This is a genomic window from Pseudomonas sp. SHLD1 (genome assembly GCF_028640935.1).
Lineage (GTDB): Bacteria > Pseudomonadota > Gammaproteobacteria > Pseudomonadales > Pseudomonadaceae > Chryseomonas > Chryseomonas aestiva.
On sequence record NZ_JAQZAD010000013.1, the window covers coordinates 269,925 to 288,447 of the forward strand.

The 18,523-nt window shown below is 66.5% G+C and carries 16 protein-coding genes; 1 reads left to right on the forward strand and 15 read right to left on the reverse strand.

All coding sequences use genetic code 11. The features are described 5' to 3' along the window. Positions 1 to 14 precede the first annotated feature (14 nt). The 3 genes from PVZ77_RS06695 to PVZ77_RS06705 all read right to left on the reverse strand — a co-directional run bounded on the left by PVZ77_RS06695 (position 15) and on the right by PVZ77_RS06705 (position 2,344). Positions 15 to 725, reverse strand: a complete 711-nt coding sequence (locus PVZ77_RS06695; RefSeq protein WP_007158912.1) for an ABC transporter permease — start codon at positions 723 to 725, stop codon at positions 15 to 17. Continuing rightward, on the reverse strand, positions 722 to 1,462 hold the full coding sequence (locus PVZ77_RS06700; protein ID WP_133861065.1) for an ABC transporter permease: 741 nt from the start codon (positions 1,460 to 1,462) through the stop codon (positions 722 to 724). The genes PVZ77_RS06695 and PVZ77_RS06700 overlap by 4 nt, the downstream gene beginning before the upstream one ends. Before the next feature lie 102 nt (positions 1,463 to 1,564). Then, entirely contained in the window at positions 1,565 to 2,344 is a 780-nt protein-coding gene (locus PVZ77_RS06705; protein ID WP_273806025.1) for a transporter substrate-binding domain-containing protein, read from the reverse strand. 504 nt (positions 2,345 to 2,848) lie between these two features. Here PVZ77_RS06705 and PVZ77_RS06710 point away from each other — a divergent pair. Then, the gene (locus tag PVZ77_RS06710; RefSeq protein ID WP_273806026.1) at positions 2,849 to 3,313 is read left to right on the forward strand and encodes a hypothetical protein; all 465 of its coding nucleotides are present in this window, start codon (positions 2,849 to 2,851) and stop codon (positions 3,311 to 3,313) included. Here PVZ77_RS06710 and PVZ77_RS06715 read toward each other — a convergent pair. The 12 genes from PVZ77_RS06715 to nuoI all read right to left on the reverse strand — a co-directional run bounded on the left by PVZ77_RS06715 (position 3,253) and on the right by nuoI (position 18,515). After that, positions 3,253 to 4,356 carry an FUSC family protein gene (locus PVZ77_RS06715; protein ID WP_273806027.1) on the reverse strand — a complete coding sequence of 368 codons (1,104 nt, stop codon included), beginning with the start codon at positions 4,354 to 4,356 and terminating at the stop codon, positions 3,253 to 3,255. The genes PVZ77_RS06710 and PVZ77_RS06715 overlap by 61 nt on opposite strands. 2 nt (positions 4,357 to 4,358) lie before the next feature. Further along, complete coding sequence (locus tag PVZ77_RS06720) at positions 4,359 to 6,080, reverse strand: ATP-dependent DNA ligase (RefSeq protein WP_273806028.1); 1,722 nt, start codon at positions 6,078 to 6,080, stop codon at positions 4,359 to 4,361. Next, positions 6,077 to 7,096 carry a ligase-associated DNA damage response exonuclease gene (locus PVZ77_RS06725; protein ID WP_273806029.1) on the reverse strand — a complete coding sequence of 340 codons (1,020 nt, stop codon included), beginning with the start codon at positions 7,094 to 7,096 and terminating at the stop codon, positions 6,077 to 6,079. The genes PVZ77_RS06720 and PVZ77_RS06725 overlap by 4 nt, the downstream gene beginning before the upstream one ends. 60 nt (positions 7,097 to 7,156) lie before the next feature. Continuing rightward, entirely contained in the window at positions 7,157 to 7,903 is a 747-nt protein-coding gene (gene cobA, locus PVZ77_RS06730) for a uroporphyrinogen-III C-methyltransferase (protein WP_273806030.1), read from the reverse strand. A 251-nt stretch (positions 7,904 to 8,154) separates the two neighbouring features. Then, positions 8,155 to 9,825 carry a bifunctional protein-serine/threonine kinase/phosphatase gene (locus PVZ77_RS06735; protein WP_273806031.1) on the reverse strand — a complete coding sequence of 557 codons (1,671 nt, stop codon included), beginning with the start codon at positions 9,823 to 9,825 and terminating at the stop codon, positions 8,155 to 8,157. Positions 9,826 to 9,898: 73 nt separating this feature from the next. Next, positions 9,899 to 11,932: a M13 family metallopeptidase gene (locus tag PVZ77_RS06740; protein WP_273806032.1), complete on the reverse strand. Its 2,034-nt coding sequence runs from the start codon at positions 11,930 to 11,932 to the stop codon at positions 9,899 to 9,901. Positions 11,933 to 12,247: 315 nt separating this feature from the next. After that, positions 12,248 to 13,699 (reverse strand): NADH-quinone oxidoreductase subunit NuoN, encoded by a 1,452-nt coding sequence (gene nuoN, locus PVZ77_RS06745; protein WP_273806033.1) that lies wholly within the window; start codon positions 13,697 to 13,699, stop codon positions 12,248 to 12,250. Between the two features lie 7 nt (positions 13,700 to 13,706). After that, positions 13,707 to 15,239 carry an NADH-quinone oxidoreductase subunit M gene (nuoM, locus tag PVZ77_RS06750; RefSeq protein WP_273806034.1) on the reverse strand — a complete coding sequence of 511 codons (1,533 nt, stop codon included), beginning with the start codon at positions 15,237 to 15,239 and terminating at the stop codon, positions 13,707 to 13,709. A gap of 27 nt (positions 15,240 to 15,266) precedes the next feature. Beyond that, entirely contained in the window at positions 15,267 to 17,114 is a 1,848-nt protein-coding gene (gene nuoL, locus PVZ77_RS06755; protein WP_273806035.1) for an NADH-quinone oxidoreductase subunit L, read from the reverse strand. Next, positions 17,111 to 17,419, reverse strand: coding sequence for an NADH-quinone oxidoreductase subunit NuoK (gene nuoK / locus PVZ77_RS06760; protein WP_007158894.1), 309 nt, complete (start codon positions 17,417 to 17,419; stop codon positions 17,111 to 17,113). Before nuoK ends, nuoL begins: the two co-directional genes overlap by 4 nt. 25 nt (positions 17,420 to 17,444) lie before the next feature. Further along, a complete protein-coding gene (gene nuoJ, locus PVZ77_RS06765) occupies positions 17,445 to 17,957 on the reverse strand; it encodes an NADH-quinone oxidoreductase subunit J (RefSeq protein WP_273806036.1) in 513 nt (170 codons plus the stop codon). A 9-nt stretch (positions 17,958 to 17,966) separates the two neighbouring features. After that, positions 17,967 to 18,515, reverse strand: a complete 549-nt coding sequence (gene nuoI / locus PVZ77_RS06770) for an NADH-quinone oxidoreductase subunit NuoI (RefSeq protein ID WP_017642306.1) — start codon at positions 18,513 to 18,515, stop codon at positions 17,967 to 17,969. Positions 18,516 to 18,523 lie beyond the last annotated feature (8 nt).

An 18,523-nucleotide genomic window follows, 5' to 3' on the forward strand; every position in this document is an offset into this window, starting at 1 on the left:
CGCGGCCGCTTGGGTCAGTGGGTCGGGCCGAGGAAGGCCAGCCAGCGGCGCTCCGCCAGGCGGAACAGGCCGATCAGGATGAAGGACACCGCCAGGTACAGCAACGCGGCCAGGCCAAAGGCCTGGAAGGTCAGGAAGGTGGCGGTGTTGGCGTCGCGGGCGATCTTGAGCAGGTCCGGCACCGTGGCGGTGAAGGCCAGGGTGGTGGAGTGCAGCATCATGATGACTTCGTTGCTGTAGAAGGGCAGCGAGCGGCGCAGCGCCGAGGGCAGGATGACGTGCACGTACAGGCGCCAGCCATCCAGGCCGTACGCCTTGGCCGCCTCGACCTCGCCGTGGGGGGTGTTGCGGATGGCCCCGGCAAAGATCTCGGTGGTGTAGGCGCAGGTATTCAGGGCGAAGGCCAGGATGGTGCAGTTCAGGCCGTCGCGGAAGAAGCTGCCCAGCATCGGCTGGTCACGCACGAAGCCCAGGCTGTAGATGCCGGTGTAGCAGATCAGCAACTGCAGATAGAGCGGGGTGCCACGGAAGACGTAGGTGTAGAAGCCGATCGGCCAGCGCAGCCAGCGACGCTCCGAGACCCGGGCCACCGACAGCGGCACCGATACGATGAAGCCGATCACCACCGAGGCCACCAGCAGCCAGAGGGTCATGGCCAGGCCGGTGATGTGGTAGCCATCGGTCCACAGCAGGGGTTTCCAGTATTGCTGCAGGAGTTCGATCATCGCTTGGCCTCCCGCACGCCGACGTGATAGCGCCGTTCCAGGGCCCCGAGGATGGCGTTGGTCACGGCGGTGATGAGCAGATAGATGACGCCGGCGACGATCAGGAAATAGAACAGCTTGAAGGTGCCCTTGCCGGCCTCCTGGGAGGCGCGGACGAGATCGGCCAGGCCGATGATGGAGACCAGCGCGGTGGCCTTGAGCAGCACCTGCCAGTTGTTGCCGATGCCGGGCAGGGCGAATCTCATCATCTGCGGAAAGGTGATCAGGGTGAAGGTCTGCCAGCGGCTCAGCCCGTAGGCCAGGGCGGCCTCGCCCTGACCGCGCGGCACGGCGAGGATGGCGCCGCGAAAGGTCTCGGTGAAGTAGGCACCGTAGATGAAGCCGAGGGTGGCGATGCCGGCGGCCATGGGATCGATGTCGATGTAATCCCAGCCCATGTAGTCGGTGAGGGCGCCCAGCCAGTTCTGCAGGCTGTAGAAGATCAGCAGCATCAGCACCAGATCGGGCACGCCGCGGATCAGGGTGGTGTAGCTCTGGGCAATGAAGCGCAGGGGTGCGAGGCGCGACAGCTTGGCCGAGGCGCCGAGCAGGCCGAGGATGACCGCCACGATCAGCGCGAAGCCGGCGAGCTTGAGGGTCGTCAGGGTGCCTTCCAGGATCAGCGGGCCGTAGCCATGCAGGCTGAGCGTGCCCAGTCCGATGGACTGCAAGAAGGAGTCGAAGGAATTCTGCTGCATGCGTCTTGGGAAAATCGCCTGGTGAGGCCGCCGGCGCGGTGGGCGCCGGCGGTCATACGTAAAACGCCCCCGGTGGCACCGGAGGCGTTTGCCGAACCGACCTTACTTGGGATCGTAGAGGTTCAGGTCGCCGAAGTACTTCTTCTGGATCTTGTCGTAGGTGCCGTCGGCGTGGATGGCCGCGATGCCCTTGTTGACGAAGGTCTTGAACTCGTCGTTGCCCTTGCGGATACCGATGGCGGTATCGGCCGGCAGCAACTCGTCGTGGATGGCGGTGTTGGTGTAGCCCTTGCCCTGGGGCGACTTCATGAAGCCACCTTCGGCCTGCAGCATGTCCTGCATGGCGACGTCGATACGACCGGACACCAGGTCCGCATAGACCTGATCCTGGTTCTGGTAGCTCTGGACGTTGACGCCGTTGGGCGCCAGCTTCTGCTTGGCGAAGGTTTCCTGGATGGTGCCCTGCTGCACGCCCACGGTCTTGCCCTTCAGGCTTTCCGCGGTGGCCTGCAGGTTGGCGCCTTCCTTGGTGACCATGGAGGAGGGGCCCGACCACAGCAGGTCGGAGAAGTCGATCTGTTCGGCACGCGCCGGGGTCTTGGTCAGCGAGGACAGGATGCCGTCGAACTTGCGCGCGCGCAGGCCGGGAATCAGGCCGTCGAAGTCACTCACCACCCACTTGCACTTCACGTCCAGCTTTTCGCAGATGGCGTTGCCCAGCTCGATGTCGAAGCCGACGAAGCTGCCATCGGCGGCCTGGGATTCGAAGGGCGGATAGGTGGTATCCACACCGAAGCGGATCTCTTTCCATTCCTTGGCCATCGCCGAACCGGCGGCCAGACACAGGGCGAGCGCAGAGAGAGTCAGCCAGCTTTTTTTCATGTCGGATCCTAGTGCGAATGTGGATGAAATCATGGCGCCAGTACGACGCCCGTGCCCTCGCGGGAGCAATAAGCTTACCAGTCGGCGAAGATCGTCCCAAATCTGTACGCGGTTGCCGCGTTGGTTACATCCTGTAGCAGCCGACCCCGCCGAGCGGCGCGCATTATGCACCGGAAAGGCGCGGCTTTCCTGCCCGGCGCGGACGAACGCACCGCTTTGGGTCTAAAAATATACGCATGCGCCAAAGGTGGGCAGAAAGGTAGCAGGAGGCCCGCTTCGCCAAGACATCGTATCTGTTCGGTAGCAGTAACGCTGGGCAGCTGTGTGCAAAGGAAACGGGAGAGAGGCCGGATGAACTGTGGTGAAAGGGCGGGGACCTTGAGCAGGAGTGAGGCGCCTGGCGTCTATCGACGCCGCCCGGTGCGCCGGCCATGGGCAAGGGTAGTCGGCCTGCTCGGCTTCCATCAGGCAATGGACTAGCCAGTGGCAAGGAGCCTGGGCAGGTTGCTGGCGCTGGTCGTCCTGGCCGCGCTCTATGGGGCGCTGCATGACCAGCTCAGCTATGGCCTGGGTCCGGATTACTTCGATTGCCTGAAATTCCCGCAATTCGGTCTGCTCGATAGCGAGGTGGCGCCGCGCTGGCGAGTGGCGCGGGTCGGCCTGCAGGCCGGCGCGGCGGCAGGACTGCCCCTGGGCCTGGCGCTGCTCTGGCTGGCGCGCGGACGTCCTGCCGGTGACCGTTATCTCTGGCGCGGCAGCGCCGCCGTGCTGCTCGGGGCGCTGGGTTGCGCGGTGCTGGGCTTGGGCCTGGGTTGGCTTGCCCTGGACCAGGGCAGCGTCCTGCGAGTGCCGGACTGCGTGCAGGACCGCAGGGGTTTCCTGTTGGCGGCCTGGATGCACGATGGCAGCTACCTGGGCGCCCTGTTGGCTTTGCTGGTGTTTGCCTGGCGCAACCGGCGTCGCCGCTGAAGCCGGGCGAGGACCCGTGCGACGCCGGCTTCCAGCGCCAGAAAGAGCAGGGCGACCGTGCCACCGAGCAGGGTGCTGCCGATCCGTTCGCGGGCGATGCTCGCCTCGGGCACGCCGGCCAGAGTGACCATCAGCACCGTGGTGCCGGTGATGAACAGCGTCTGCAGCGAGTAGCGCCCGTCTTGCAGCAGATAGGCGCCCGCTGCACACAGCAGGCAGGCAGCGGCCAGGACGATGGGCGTGTTGTCGAGCCAGGCCACCGCGCCCGCCAGCAGGCAACCGGCCAGGGTGCCGCCCAGCCGACCCAGGCCGCGCCGCCAGGTATCGCCCAGGCGCGGCTTGAGCACCAGCAGGGCGGTCATCGGCGCCCAGTAGCCGTGGCCGTAATCGAGCAGGCCGGTCAGGGTCTGGCAGAGGGCGACCACGGCGGCGGCATAGAAGCCGTAGCGGCCGAGCCGAAATCTGTCCTCGAACAGCACCACCACCTCCCTGAGATGGGCCTTGAGGGAACCGGTGCGCAGCCGCCATTGGGAGCGATAGAGGGCCTTTTGTATGAGGGCGAAGACCAGCAGTTGCAGCAGTCCGCCGCCGAGCACCAGGCCGCCCCGCAGTAGGGCCTGGTGCAGGTCACCGGGAAAGCCGCCGGCTACCAGCAGGGCCACCGTCCACTGCTGGGTGATCCACCAGGGGCCATTGCCAACCGCGAACAGCCAGGCGCAGCAGGCCGCCCACAGGGCGCCGGCCAGGACCAGCGGCAGCAACTGCTGACCCAGCAGGGAGCCGACCACGGCGGAAAAGGCCATGCCCAGCGCCGCCACCAGCATGGGCGCCAGGGGCTCGGCGGCAAAGCTCTTGTAGGCGCCGAAGCCGACGGTATAGGCGCCACCCAGGGCCACCACGCAGGGGAGCCAGGCCCCGGTCCACCAGCCGGTGAGCAGGATCGCCGCCAGGGCCGGCAGGCAGGCGAGCGCCAGGGCCCAGCGCGGTTCCCGCGGCGCGCCTAGGGCGCCATCGGTCACCGGCGGCGCTGTCTGGCCAGCCATCGCTAGGCCAGCAGATTCTGCAGGATGTCGAGGGTGTCGGCTTCGGCCACCGGCTTGTCGTGGCGCCAGCGCAGCATCCGCGGAAAGCGCACGGCGACACCGCTCTTGTGGCGCTTGGACAGGGCGATGCCCTCGAAACCCAGTTCGAACACCAGGGTCGGCTCGACGCTGCGCACCGGGCCGAACTTTTCGACCGTGGTACGTCGGACGATGGCGTCCACCTTGCGCATCTCTTCGTCGGTGAGGCCGGAGTAGGCCTTGGCGAAGGGCACCAGGGTACGTTCGCTACTTTCCGGCGGACCGTCCCAGACGGCGAAGGTGTAGTCGGAATAGAGACTGGCACGCCGCCCATGGCCGCGCTGGGCATAGATGAGCACCGCATCCACCGAGAAGGGATCGACCTTCCATTTCCACCAGGTGCCCATGTCCTTGGTACGGCCGACGCCATAGAGCGAATCCTGGGCCTTGAGCATCATCCCTTCGACCCCCAGGGTGCGCGAGGCCTCGCGCTGGCGGGCGAGATCCTGCCAGTCTTTGCCGTGCAGCAGCGGCGAGGGGCGCAGCAGCGGACTGGCGCAGCGTGCCACCACCCGTTCCAGTTCGGCGCGGCGCTGGCGTTGCGGCTGGCTGCGCAGGTCATGGCCCTGCCATTCCAGCAGGTCGTAGGCGAGCAGGATGACCGGTACGTCTTCGAGGATCTTCTTGCCCAGGGTCTTGCGCCCGATGCGTTGCTGCAGCAGGGCGAAGGGCTGCACGCCGAAGGGGATGGGCGCGGCTGGATCGCGGCCGTCCTGCTGCTCGCTCACTTCCTCGCTGCTGAGCAGGGCGTCGGGCGCGGCGTCTTCCTTCCAGACCACGATCTCGCCGTCGATGACGGTGCCATCGGGTAGCGATTCCGCGAGGGGATGCAGTTCGGGAAAGCGATCGGTGACCAGATCCTCACCCCGCGACCAGATCCACAGGCGACCGTCGCGCTTGACCAGCTGGGCGCGGATGCCGTCCCACTTCCATTCCACCTGCCAGTCTTCGGCCGGACCCAGTTGTGCCTCGAACTGCTCCACCGGCAGTTGCAGGGCGTGGGCGAGAAAGAAGGGATAGGGCTGGCCGCCGCGCTGGGCATGCTCGTCCGGACTTTCCGGGGCGACTAGGCGGGCATAGCCCTCGGCGGTGGGGCGGTGGGACAGATCGGTGTAGCCCACCAGGCGCTGGGCAACGCGCTTGGGGTCGAGGTCCGCCAGGGTGGCCAGGGCGCGGGTCACCAGCAGCTTGGAGACACCGACGCGGAACTCGCCGGTGATCAGCTTGATGCACACCATAAGGCTCTGCCGATCCAGCTGGCCCCAGAGCGGCGGCAGGCGCTCGGCCAGTTCTTCCGGTGGCAGGCCGCGCAGGGGCAGCAGGTACTCCTCCAGCCAGAAGGCCAGGCCCTCGGCATTGGCGGCATCGGTGGTGGGAATCAGCAGTGCCATGGTCTCGGCCAGGTCGCCCACCGCCTGGTAGCTCTCTTCGAACAGCCACTCGGGTAGTCCGGAGAGGGCCATGGTCAATTCGCGCAGCTGCCGGGTCGGCACCAGTCGGCGGGGGCGGCCACCAGCGAGAAAGTACACCGCCCAGGCGGCATCCGCGGCCGGGGCGCTGCCGAAGTAGTCCACCAGCGCCGCGAGCTTGGCGTTGCTGGAGGTGGTGGCGTCGAGACGCCCATAGAGTTCGGCGAAGGCCTTCATGCCTGGGCCTCCGTGGCGACGGAGGTGTCGTCTTCCTCACCGTATTCGGTGGTGAAGCCCTGGGCGTCCAGGCCCTGGTCGCGCAGGTAGCGCACCAGGGTGGCGACCGAGCCATGGGTGACCATCACCCGTTCGGCACCGGTCTGCTCGATGGCCCACAGCAGGCCTGGCCAGTCGGCGTGGTCGGAGAGCACGAAGCCGCGATCCACCCCGCGCCGGCGGCGGGTGCCGCGCAGCATCATCCAGCCGCTGGCGAAGGCGTCGCTGTGCTCGCCGAAGCGGCGGATCCAGGTGCTGCCGCCGGCCGAGGGCGGGGCGATGATCAGCGCCTGGCGCAGCGTGGGGTCGCTCTTCTTGAAGTCGCCGGCGTAGTGGGTTTCCGGGATGCGAATGCCGGCTTCGCGATAGACCCGATTCAGGGGCTCCACCGCGCCATGGGCGAGGATGGGACCGATCTCCGGATCCAGGCCGTGCAGGAGCCGCTGCGCCTTGCCGAAGGCATAGCTGTAGAGCACGCTGGCCAGGCCCTGGGCCTGGTTGGCGCGCCACCATGCATTGACCTCGGCGAAGATCTCCGCCTGGGGGCGCCAGCGATAGATGGGCAGGCCAAAGGTGGATTCGGTGATGAAGGTATGGCAGCGCACCGGCTCGAAGGGGGTGCAGGTGCCATCGGGTTCGACCTTGTAGTCGCCCGAGGCCACCCACACCTCGCCGCGATATTCCAGGCGCACCTGGGCCGAGCCCAGCACATGGCCGGCCGGATGGAAGCTGAGCTTGACCCCGTGGTGGTCGATGACCTCGCCGTATTCCAGGGTCTGGAGGTTGATGTCGGCACCCAGCCGGGCGCGCAGGATGCCGGCGCTGCCGGAGGTGGCGAGATAGTGGCCGTTGCCTACCCGGGCATGGTCGCCATGGCCGTGGGTGATGACCGAACGCTCCACCGGATGCCAGGGATCGATGTAGAAGTCGCCGGGCGGGCAATAGAGGCCGTCCGGTCGGGCGATGACGAGGTCCATGGGCGCCGCTCTGCTGGGGAATACCCATAGGAACGGCGGCCGGGCTCCGGAGTTCGCCGCTCAGGCCTCGGCGGCGAAGCTCAGGGCCTGTTGCAGGGCGGCCTGGCCGACCACCTCGCCGATCACCAGGATCGCCGGACTGCGCAGCTGGAAGAGGGCGGCGTCCACCTGCAGGTCCTGCAGGGTCGAGCGACACTCGCGCTGGTCCGGCAGGGAGGCGTTCTCGATCATGGCCACCGGCGTGGTCAGCGCGAGACCGCCGTCCAGCAGGCCCTGCTGGATCTCGGCCAGGCGGGCCACGCCCATGTAGACCACCAGGGTGGTGCCGGTGGCGGCCAGGGCGGCCCAGTTGGGCGCTGTGTCGTCCTGGGTATGGGCGGTGACCAGGGTCACACCGCGGGCCACGCCTCTCAGGGTGAGGGAGATGCCGCAGGCGGTGGCGCCGGCCAGGCCGGCGGTGATGCCGTTGACGATCTCGCTGGCGACGCCACGGGCGGCCAGCCATTCGGCTTCCTCGCCGGCACGACCGAAGATGCAGGGATCGCCGCCCTTGAGCCGGGCCACGCAACGGCCCTGGCGGGCATAGCGCAGCATCAGCCGGTGGATGAAGGCCTGGGGTGTGGAGCGGCAGCCGCCGCGCTTGCCGACGCGGATCACCCGAGCGGTAGGACAGTGTTCGAGCACCGCCGGATTGACCAGGTCATCGATCATTACCACCTCGGCTTCGCCCAGGGCGCGCACCGCCTTGAGGGTCAGCAGCTCGGGATCGCCGGGGCCGGCACCGATCAACCAGACTTTCCCGCTCATGTAGTGACCTCTCGTTTCCAGGGTGGCGACTGTAACGCAAAAAAAAGGCGTCCCGCTGCAAGCAGCTGGGACGCCTTTGTCCGGAGGGTCTTTCCTCGCCGTTGAAGAAAGACCTGTATGTATTGTGGAATTGCAGACTTCATGCCAAGGCGCGGATCCGTCCTTTCGGGCGGTTTACCGCTGGAAACGGGCCGCTGGCTGCCCCTTTTGGGCGCAGCGTGCTGCAAAGGAGGGCATGGCGTCCCGACACTTCAGTGCCGATAGAGCCAGAGCAGCACCAGCAGCAGATTCAGCAGCAGCGAGCAGGCGGCCACGATCCGCCAGGTGCGCAGGGGATCGCGCTGCAGCAGCGGCAGCGGGCGGGCCAGGGGTTGGCGCTCGCCCTGCTCCAGCAGCAGCAGGGCTTCTTCGGCGGTTTCGAAGCGGTCGGCGGGGTCGACCGCCACGGCGCGCTGCAGCCAGTCGTCGAGCCAGGCCGGTACATCCGGACGCCGGCGCAGGGCACTGGCCGGCGCGCCGAAACGTGGCCGCTGGAAGGGCTCGACCTCGCCGTAGGGATAGCCACCGGTGAGCAGCTGATAGAGGGTCACCCCGGTCGCATAGAGATCCTGGGCCGGACTGGGCTCGGCGCCCTCGAAGGACTCCGGCGCCCGGTAGCTGGGGGTGCCCGGGCTGTCATGCAGGTCCTCGGACAGCTGCGGGCAGTAGGCCAGGCCGAAGTCCAGCAGGCGCAGTTCGCCATCCTGGCCGCGATGCAGGTTGTCCGGCTTGATGTCGCGGTGAAGGATGTTGCGCCTGTGCAGCTGGCCGAGGGCCCGCAGCAGGCGGGAGGCGACGTCCAGCCAGTCGGCCAGGGCCAGGGGGCCTTCCCCGCGTAGCTGCTGCGCCAGGGTGCGGCCGGCATATTCCCGTTGCACGAAGTAGAGATGCGCCCGCCGCGGCAGCGGATGGACCTCGACGAAGGCGCGCCCGGCGACCCGGCGCAGGAACCACTCCTCCATGAGCAGGGCATGGCCGGCCAGGGTGTCGAATTGCCGCGCCGCGGGCAGGGTCTTGAGCAGCCAGGGACGGCCACCCTCGTCGTTGACCCGGTAGAGCAGCGATTGCCGCGACTCGGCCAGGCGCTCCACCACCGTCCAGCCTTCGAAGTACTGGCCGGGCTTGAGCGCCGGCAACGGCGGCCAGGTGTCGGCGCTGGCCAGGGTATCGGCCAGGGACACATCGGGGAGGCGGTCGACCCGTACCAGCAGGGCGCTGGCGTTGTCCTGGCCACCGGCATGCAGGGCGCCGGCCACCAGGGCCTGGGCGGCGGCATCCAGCTCCGCGACGCCATCGACCAGAATGCGTCTCATGCTATCTTCACCCAGCGCGGCCCAGACGCCATCGCTCACCAGGAGCAGGGTTTCGCCGGCTTCCAGCTCGCCTTCGCGAAAGTCCACCACCAGGTGGTTCTCCAGCCCCAGAGCGCGGGTCAGCACGTGCTGCATGCCGGCCTGCTGCCAGACGTGGTCGACGGTGAGACAGCTCAGCCGGTCGCCATGCCAGCGGTAGGCGCGGCAGTCGCCGACGTGGGCCAGGGTATAGCGCCGCCCGCGGATCACCAGGGCGGTGAGGGTGGTCAGCAGGGGTTGGCCATTGCCCGCCGCCTGCAGCCAGCGATTCTGCGCCAGCAGCAACCGTTCCAGGGCCTGGGTCACCGGCCAGGTCTCCGGCGTGGAATAGTAATCCTGGGCCAGGGCCTGGAGGGTGGCGCGCGCAGCCAGGCCACCGTCCGGACAGCCGCTGACGCCATCGGCGAGGGCGAACAGATGCCCCTTGGTCGCCGCCAGCGCCGCGCTGGGCTGGACACTGCGCAAGGCGTCCTGGTTTTCCTTGCGCGGACCGGTCGCGGTGGCTTCGGCGAAGGCGAGTTCTAGGGGCATTGAAGGGGCGCCAGAGAGGAGAGGAGACCGGCGATGCAAAAGCGATACCCGACCACCGGACGCCCCGGATCCATCACCAGATTTCCACGCGTTTCTCGTCCGGCCGGACCATGGCATCGCCTGCCTTGCAGCTGAACGCCTTGGCAAAGGACGGCAGGTTGGACGGCGCCCCGATGGCGCGGAATCTCATGGGCGCATGGGGATCGGTGTTGAGGAACAGGCGCGCCTGCTCTTCACGGATCGAACCGCGCCAGACCCGCGCCCAGTTGAGGAAGAAGCGCTGCTGCTGGGTATAGCCATCGATCTTCCGGTTGGCTTCCTCCGGCTTCTTGGCCAGGGCCAGTTGCAGGGCGTCGTAGGCCGCACTGATGCCGCCGAGATCACCGATGTTCTCGCCCAGGGTGAGCTTGCCGTTGACGTGCAGCTCCGGATGATCCGGCAGCGGCTGGTAGTGGTCGAACTGCTCCACCAGTTTGCCGGTGCGGGCTTCGAAGGCCTTGCGATCGGCCGGTGTCCACCAGTCCACCTGGTTGCCGGCGCCATCGAACTTGCTGCCCTGGTCGTCGAAGCCATGGCTGGCCTCGTGACCGATCACCGCGCCGATGCCGCCGTAGTTGATGGCGTCGTCGCCGTCCGGATAGAAGAACGGCGGCTGCAGGATGGCGGCGGGGAAGTTGATGGTGTTGTCGGTGGGGCTGTAGTAGGCATTCACCGTCTGCGGGTACATGCCCCATTCCTGGCGGTCGGTGGGCTTGCCGATCTTGTCCAGGTCATGGCGATAGTTGAAGCGCGAGGCGGCTTCCAGGTTGGCGTAAAAACCCTGAGGCTTGAGCGTCAGGCCGCTCCAGTCGCGCCAGCGCTCGGGATAGCCGATCTTGGGCAGGAAGCTGTCCCACTTGGCCAGCGCCTTCTGCTTGGTCTCCGGGCTCATCCAGTCGAGCTGCTCGATGCGCGCCCTGAGCGCCAGCATCACGTTGTCCACCAGTTCCTGGGCGCGCGCCTTGGCCTGGGGCGAGAAATGCTCCTGCACATAGAGCTGGCCGAGACCTTCGCCCATGGCGCCGTTGACCGCGCGCAGCACCCGCTTCCAGCGTTCGCTCTGCTGCTGCTGGCCGCTCAGGGTCTTCTGGTTGAATTCGAAGCTTTCCTGCTGGAAGGGCCTGGACAGCAGCGGCGCGGCGTCGTCGATCACGTGAGCACGCAGATAGGCCTGCCACTGCTCGATGGGGGTGTCGGTCAGCATCCGGTCGAATTCGGCGAAGAAGCCCGGCTGGGACAGCGAAAAGCCCTGCTGGCCGGTGACGCCCTGGCTGGCGAAGAAGGCCTGCCAGTCGAAGTGCGGCGTGACCTTGTTGGCTTCGGCGAAGCTCAGGTAGTGATACTGGTTCTCCGGATTGCGCAGCTCCACCGGCTTGACCGAGGCGCGCGCCAGGCGACTTTCGAAGGCCAGCACCAGTTCGGCCTGGGCGGCCGCTTTGGCCTTGGGCACTCCGGTCAGCACCAGCAGCCGGGCGATGTGGCCGAGATAGGCCTGGCGCAGTTTGGCGTAGTCGGCTTCGGTGTAGTAGTCGGGCGTCGGCAGGCCCAGGCCGCCCTGATAGGCGTAGGCGATCTGCTGCTTGGCATTCTGGTAGTCGGCGCCGGAGCCGAAGGAGAACACCTGCATGTCGCCGCGGGCAAAGCTCTCGCGCAGATAGCTCGCCACATCGGCGGAGGTGCGCAGCCGGTCGATGGCGGCCAGTTGTGCCTGGATCGGCCGATAGCCGGCGCGCTCGATGGCGGCCTCGTCCATGCCCGACCGATACAGCCAGCCGACCTTCTGTTCCACCGAGCCCGCTTGCGCGCGGTCCGCCGTGCGGGCGGCGCGCTGCAGGATGGCGTGCTGGTCGTTGAGCGATTTCTCCCCCAGGGCCATGAAGGAACCCCAGCGTGACTTGTCCGGCGGGATCGGATTGGCCGCGACCCATTTTTCATTGACGAAGGTGTCGAGGTCGCTACAGGCGGTGGCGGGGTCACCCAGTTCGGTGACGTCGAAGACCGGGGCGGCGAAGGCCTGGCTGCCGAGCAGCAGGCCGATGGCGAGGGTGAGGGGTTTCAACGCAGGCATGGGAGAAAAGGGTCTCCAGGAAAGGACAGGGAAAGCAGGGTAGGGCGTCGAGGGTAGCGGTCGGGGCGCGACCCTGCCAAGCGCGGCGGCTTTGTCTGAAAAGTGTCTGCGCTCGGTCATGCAGCGTTAAAGATCCGCTGGATCGCCAGCTCGGTCGGAATACTCATTGACCACTCGTAAACTCGAGCGCGAGTCCGATCCGCTTCCTCACGGATTCTTGCCTTGCCTGACCTTCGCTCGGCGACTTTTCAAACAGGCCGCGATCCCAGAAACGAAGATCCCCGCCGAGGCGGGGATCGTGGGCGACGCTCTGGATCAGAACACCGTGAGCTGCGCCAGTTGCAGCAGCGGCTGCGGATAGACGCCGAGGATGAAGGTCGCGATGGAAATGGCGATCAGCATCACGCCACCGGCGCGCTGACCCCAGTTCATCGGCGCGTCGTGGCGCTGCAGGCCCTGCTCGGTCAGGTACAGGGTGACCATCACGCGCAGGTAGTAGAACAGGCCGATGGCGCTGCCCAGCACGATGGCCGCGGTCTGCCACCACATGCCCGCTTCCACGCCCACGGTGATGACGTAGAACTTGCCGATGAAACCGGCGGTGAGCGGGATGCCGGCCAGGGACAGCATCATCACCGTCAGCGCCGCGGTCAGGTACGGACGGCGCCAGAACAGGCCGCGGTACTCGAACAGGGCATCGGCGTCACGCTGGCCGTTGCTTGGGCTGGACATCAGGGTGATCACGCCGAAGGCGCCCAGGCTGGTGAAGACATAGGTCACCAGGTAGACCGCCACGGCTTCCATCGACAGGCCTTCGCCCGAGGCCACCGCCACCAGCAGATAGCCGAAGTGGGAGATGGAGGAATAACCCAGCAGACGCTTCAGGTTGCTCTGCATCAGCGCCAGCAGGTTGCCCACCAGCATGGAGGCGATGGCGATGAAGGCGATGGCATCGTGCAGCCAGCCGTCTTCGGTGGCCATGGGCATGGTCTGGAACACCCGCACCAGCACGGCGAAGACGGCGACCTTGCTGGCGGTGGCCAGGAAGGCACCGACCGGAGCCGGGGAGCCCTCGTAGACGTCCGGGGTCCAGAGGTGGAAGGGCACCAGGGACAGCTTGAAGCCGAGACCGACGATCAGCATGCCGAGGCCGATTTCCATCAGCAGGCCGGTGCTCGCCGGGGCGTCCATCTGCATGCCGATGTCGGCGAAGTTCAGGCTGCCGGACTGGGCGTAGAGCAGGGCCATGCCGAACAGCAGGATGGCCGAGCCGGCGGCGGACAGCACCAGGTACTTCATGCCGGCTTCCAGGGAGCGGCGATTGAAGTAGCTGTAGGCCACCAGGCCGTAGACCGGCACCGACAGCAGTTCCAGGCCGATGAACAGGCCGGCTACGTTCTGCGCCGCCACCAGCACCAGACCACCGGTGGCGGAGATCAGCAGCAGCAGGTACAGCTCTTCGCGGTTGCCCGGATAGCCTTCCATGTAGGCATGCGACAGGGTCATGCAGGCCAGGGTGGCGATCAGGATCAGCGCCATGTAGAAGCAGGTGAAGCCGTCGATGCGCAGCAGCGGGGTGACGTCGATGGCACCGACGCCGAGGGCCGGGATGCAGGACAGCAGGGCCAGGTTGAGACCGATCACGCCCAGGGTGGGAATGAGGGTGTGATCCCGCCGCCAGGCGATGCCCAGCATCACCACCACGGCGGTGAAGCCGGTGATGATGATCGGCAGGAGGGCGATGAAGTGTTCGTAGGTAAAGGTCATGGCGCTCTTACCGGGCGGAAACGAGAGAGGAGAAGGCTTCGCCGAGCCACTGCTGGACACCGGCCATGCTCGCGGCCGAGGTATCCAGCACCGGCTGCGGGTAGACGCCGAGCAGCACCAGCAGCACGCCAAGCAACAGCAGCATCGACAGCTCCCGTGCGTTCAGTCCCGGCAGGGCGCCTTCGGCCTTGGCCGGACCGAAGTAGGCGCGGTGGATCATGATCAGCGAGTAGACCGAGGCGAACACCAGGCCGAAGGTGGCGATGACGGTGATCATCGGCACCACCGGGAAGGCGCCCAGCAGGATCAGGAATTCGCCGACGAAGTTGCCGGTACCCGGCAGACCCAGCGAGGCAGAGGCGAAGAACAGACTCAGGGCCGGCAGGTAGGGCACCCGCGCCCAGAGCCCGCCCATCTGGCGCATGTCTCGGGTATGCATGCGCTCATAGAGCTGGCCGCAGAGGATGAACAGACCGGCGGCGGAGAGGCCGTGGGCGATCATCTGCACCACCACGCCCTGCAGCGCCTGAGGGCTGCCGGAGTAGATGCCGATCAGCACGAAGCCCATGTGCGAGACGCTGGAATAGGCCACCAGGCGCTTGATGTCGGTCTGGGCGAACGACAGGATGGCGCCATAGAAGATGCCGATGATGCCCAGCCACATGGCGATCGGGGCGAATTCCGCCGAGGCGTTGGGGAACAGCGGGATGGCAAAGCGCAGCAGGCCGTAGGCGGCGGTCTTGAGCAGGATGCCGGCGAGGTCGACGGAACCGGCGGTCGGCGCCTGGGCGTGGGCATCGGGCAGCCAGGAGTGCAGCGGCACCACCGGCAGCTTCACCGCGAAGGCGATGAAGAAGCCCAGCATCAGCAGGTATTCCAGCTTTGGATCCAGCTGCAGTTGCAGCAGGTCTTCGTAGTCGAAGGTCAGGACGCCGGTGGCACCGTAGTTCACCAGCACCAGGGCGATGATCGCCACCAGCATGATCAGGCCACTGGCCTGGGTGAAGATGAAGAACTTGGTGGCAGCGGTGATGCGGCTCTTCTTGCCGTCCGCGGAGCTATGGCCCCACAGCGCGATCAGGAAGTACATCGGTACCAACATCATTTCCCAGAAGAAGAAGAACAGGAACAGGTCCAGGGCCAGGAACACCCCCACCACGCCGCCGATGATCCACAGCAGGTTGAGGTGGAAGAAGCCGACGTGGCGCTGCACTTCGCGCCAGGAGCAGGTCACCGCCAGCACACCGAGCAGGCCGGTGAGCAGGATCATCAGCAGCGACAGGCCATCGAGGCCGAAGTGCAGGCTGATGCCGAAGCGCGGAATCCAGTTCATCTGGAATTCCGCGGTCCAGGCGGTTTCGGCGCCAGGGGCCGGAGCCAGGCTGTAGTCGCCGTGGGCCCACAGCCAGAGGCCGAGCACCAGCTCCAGCAGCATGGTGAACAGGGCGATCCAGCGGGGCACCAGCGGGCCGGTCTTTTCCGTGAGGAAACAGAGCAGGCCGCCGATGAAGGGGATCAGGATTAGCCAGGGCAGAAGCATGACGTGTACTTATCCTTAGTCAGGGGGTCAGGCCAGCAGCAGCGCGCCGAGCAACAGCACGGCGCCTCCCACGATGGAAGCCGCGTACCAGCGCAGACGGCCGTTCTCGGTGATGCTCAGTGCCAGGTTGCCGCCGCGAGCCAGCATCGGGATCAGGCCGATGGCCTGGTCGAAGGGATCGCGACGCAGCAGGCGGGTCAGCAGCAGGTACGGCTTGACGAAGATCAGGTCGTACAGCCAGTCGAAGCCCCAAGCGTGATACCACCAGGTCCCGAAGAAGCGACCCGGCGCACTCTTGGCCAGGCCGTTCACGAAGGAACGCTTGCCGAGGAAGAGCAGGGCGGCCAGCAGGATACCGGCGATGGCGATGGCCCCCGAGGTGATCTCCAGGGAATGCTTGGCTTCGCCACCGGCATGGCCGATCGATTCCGGCAGCACACCCGCCAGCGGCGGCACGATCATCGCGCCGACAAAGGTCGAGAGCACCAGCAGTACCGCCAGCGGCAGGTTGTGGGCGATGCCGTGGCCGGCATGGGCCTCGGTGTGCGCCTCGCCATGGAAGGTGATGAAGATCAGGCGGAAGGTGTAGATCGAGGTCAGGAAGGCGCCGGCCAGGCCTGCGTAGAGCAGGTAGGTATGACCGCTGGCCATGGCTTCCCAGAGAATCTCGTCCTTGGAGTAGAAGCCGGCGGTCACCAGCGGCAGCGCCGCCAGGGCCGAACCGCCCACCACGAAGCTGGCGTAGGCCAGGGGGATCTTCTTCCACAGGCCGCCCATCTTGAAGATGTTCTGCTCGTGGTGGCAGGCCAGGATCACCGAGCCCGAGGCGAGGAACAGCAGCGCCTTGAAGAAGGCATGGATCATCAGGTGGAAGATCGCCGGTTGCCAGGCGCCGACACCCAGGGCCAGGAACATGTAGCCGATCTGGCTCATGGTCGAATAGGCCAGGATGCGCTTGATGTCGGTCTGCACCAGGGCGGCGAAACCGGCCAGCACCAAGGTCACGGCACCGATGATGCCGACCAGGTGGAGGATTTCCGGCGCCAGCAGGAACAGGCCGTGGGTCCGGGCGATCAGGTAGACGCCCGCGGTCACCATGGTCGCCGCGTGGATCAGTGCGGAGACCGGGGTGGGGCCGGCCATGGCGTCCGCCAGCCAGGTCTGCAGCGGCAGTTGGGCCGACTTGCCGACGGCACCGCCAAGCAGCGCCAGGGTGGCCAGCACGATCAGCGGATCACCGCTGGCGAAGACGTCCGGCGCCTTCTGCAGCAGCTCCTGGATGTCCAGGGTGCCCAGGGTCATGAACAGGATGAACAGACCGAAGGCCATGAAGACGTCGCCGACGCGGGTGACGATGAACGCCTTCAGCGCCGCGTTGCCGTTGGCGCGCTCGCTGTAGTAGAAGCCGATCAGCAGGTAGCTGCACAGGCCCACGCCTTCCCAACCGAAATACAGCAGCAGCAGGTTGTCGCCGAGAACCAGCAGCAACATGCTGAAGATGAACAGGTTGGTGTAGGCGAAGAAGCGCGAATAGCCCTCTTCACCGCGCATGTACCAGGACGCGAACAGGTGGATCAGGAAGCCGACGCCGGTGACCACGCCGAGCATGGTCAGCGACAGGCCGTCCAGGTAGAGAGCCATGTTGGGCGCGAAGCCCTCCACGTTCATCCACTGCCAGAGGACGATGGTCAGGTGACCGTCGGCGGGCGGTGCGACGTGGAAGTTCCAGCCGACCCAGGCGGCGACCAGCGCCGCCAGGCCCACCGAACCCACGCCGATCAGCGCGGAGAGATTCTCCGACAGCCGACCGCGGGAGAAGGCCAGCAGGAAATAGCCGACCAAGGGAAAGGCGAAGGTGAGGGGTAGCAGGTTCATCCGTGCATCTCGCTGGCGGCATCGACGTCGAGGGTGTGGAAGCGGCGATAGAGCTGCAGCAGGATCGCCAGGCCGATACTGGCCTCGGCGGCGGCCAGGCTCAGCACCAGGATGAACATCACCTGGCCGTCGGGGGCGCCCCAACGGCTACCCGCGACCACGAAGGCCAGGGCGGCGGCGTTCATCATGATTTCCAGACTCATGAGCACGAAGAGGATGTTGCGGCGGACCATCAGGCCCACCAGGCCAAGGGCGAACAGGGCGCCGGCGAGGGCGAGTCCGTGTTCCAGAGGTATGGCGTTCATTGGCTGTTCTCCAGTCCTTGGCGACTCACTCGCCGATCCCGTCTTTGACGTCGCTGCGACCCAGGTGATAGGCCGCGACCAGGGCACCCAGCAGCAGCATGGAGGCCAGTTCGACCGCCAGCAGATAGGGTCCGAACAGGCTGATGCCCACGGCCTTGGCTTCCACCGAGGTATGACCGATGGCAGCGCCGCCCGGGGTGCGCGAGAGCACCACCAGCAGTTCCACCAGCAGCGCACCGGCGAGGATCGACGGACCGATCCAGACCTTGGGGGTCAGCCACTTGCGTTCCTGCTCGGCGACGACCGGCCCGAGGTTGAGCATCATCACCACGAAGACGAACAGCACCATGATGGCGCCGGCGTAGACGATGATCTCCAGGGCGCCGGCGAAGGGCGCGCCCAGGGCGAAGAACACCATGGACACGGCCAGCAGCGAGATGATCAGGTACAGCAGCGCATGCACCGGATTGGTGTTGGTGATCACCCGGAAGGTGGACAGGACGGCCACCCCAGCGGAGAAATAGAAGGCGAATTCCACGACAGCTCCTTAGGGCAGCAGGCTCTTCACGTTGATCGGCTCTGCCTCGCTCTGCGCGGCACCCTTGGGCTTGCCCGCGATGGCCATGCCGGCCACGCGGTAGAAGTTGTATTCCGGATACTTGCCCGGACCCGAGATCAGCAGGTCCTGCTTCTCGTACACCAGCTCCTGGCGCTTGAACTCGGACATCTCGAAATCCGGGGTCAGCTGGATGGCGGTGGTGGGGCAGGCCTCCTCGCACATGCCGCAGAAGATGCAGCGCGAAAAGTTGATGCGGAAGAACTCCGGGTACCAGCGACCGTCTTCGGCTTCGGTCTTCTGCAAGGAGATGCAGCCGACCGGGCAGGCCACGGCGCACAGGTTGCAAGCCACGCAGCGCTCCTGGCCGTCGGGGTCACGGGTCAGCACGATGCGGCCACGGTAGCGCGGCGGCAGGTATACGGGCTCCTCGGGGTATTGCAGGGTGTCGCGCTTGCGGAAGGCGTGGCCGAAGACCATCACGATGCTGCGCAACTGGGTGTAGGTGCCATGCAGGACGTGCAGGATTTCCTTGATCATGACGGATA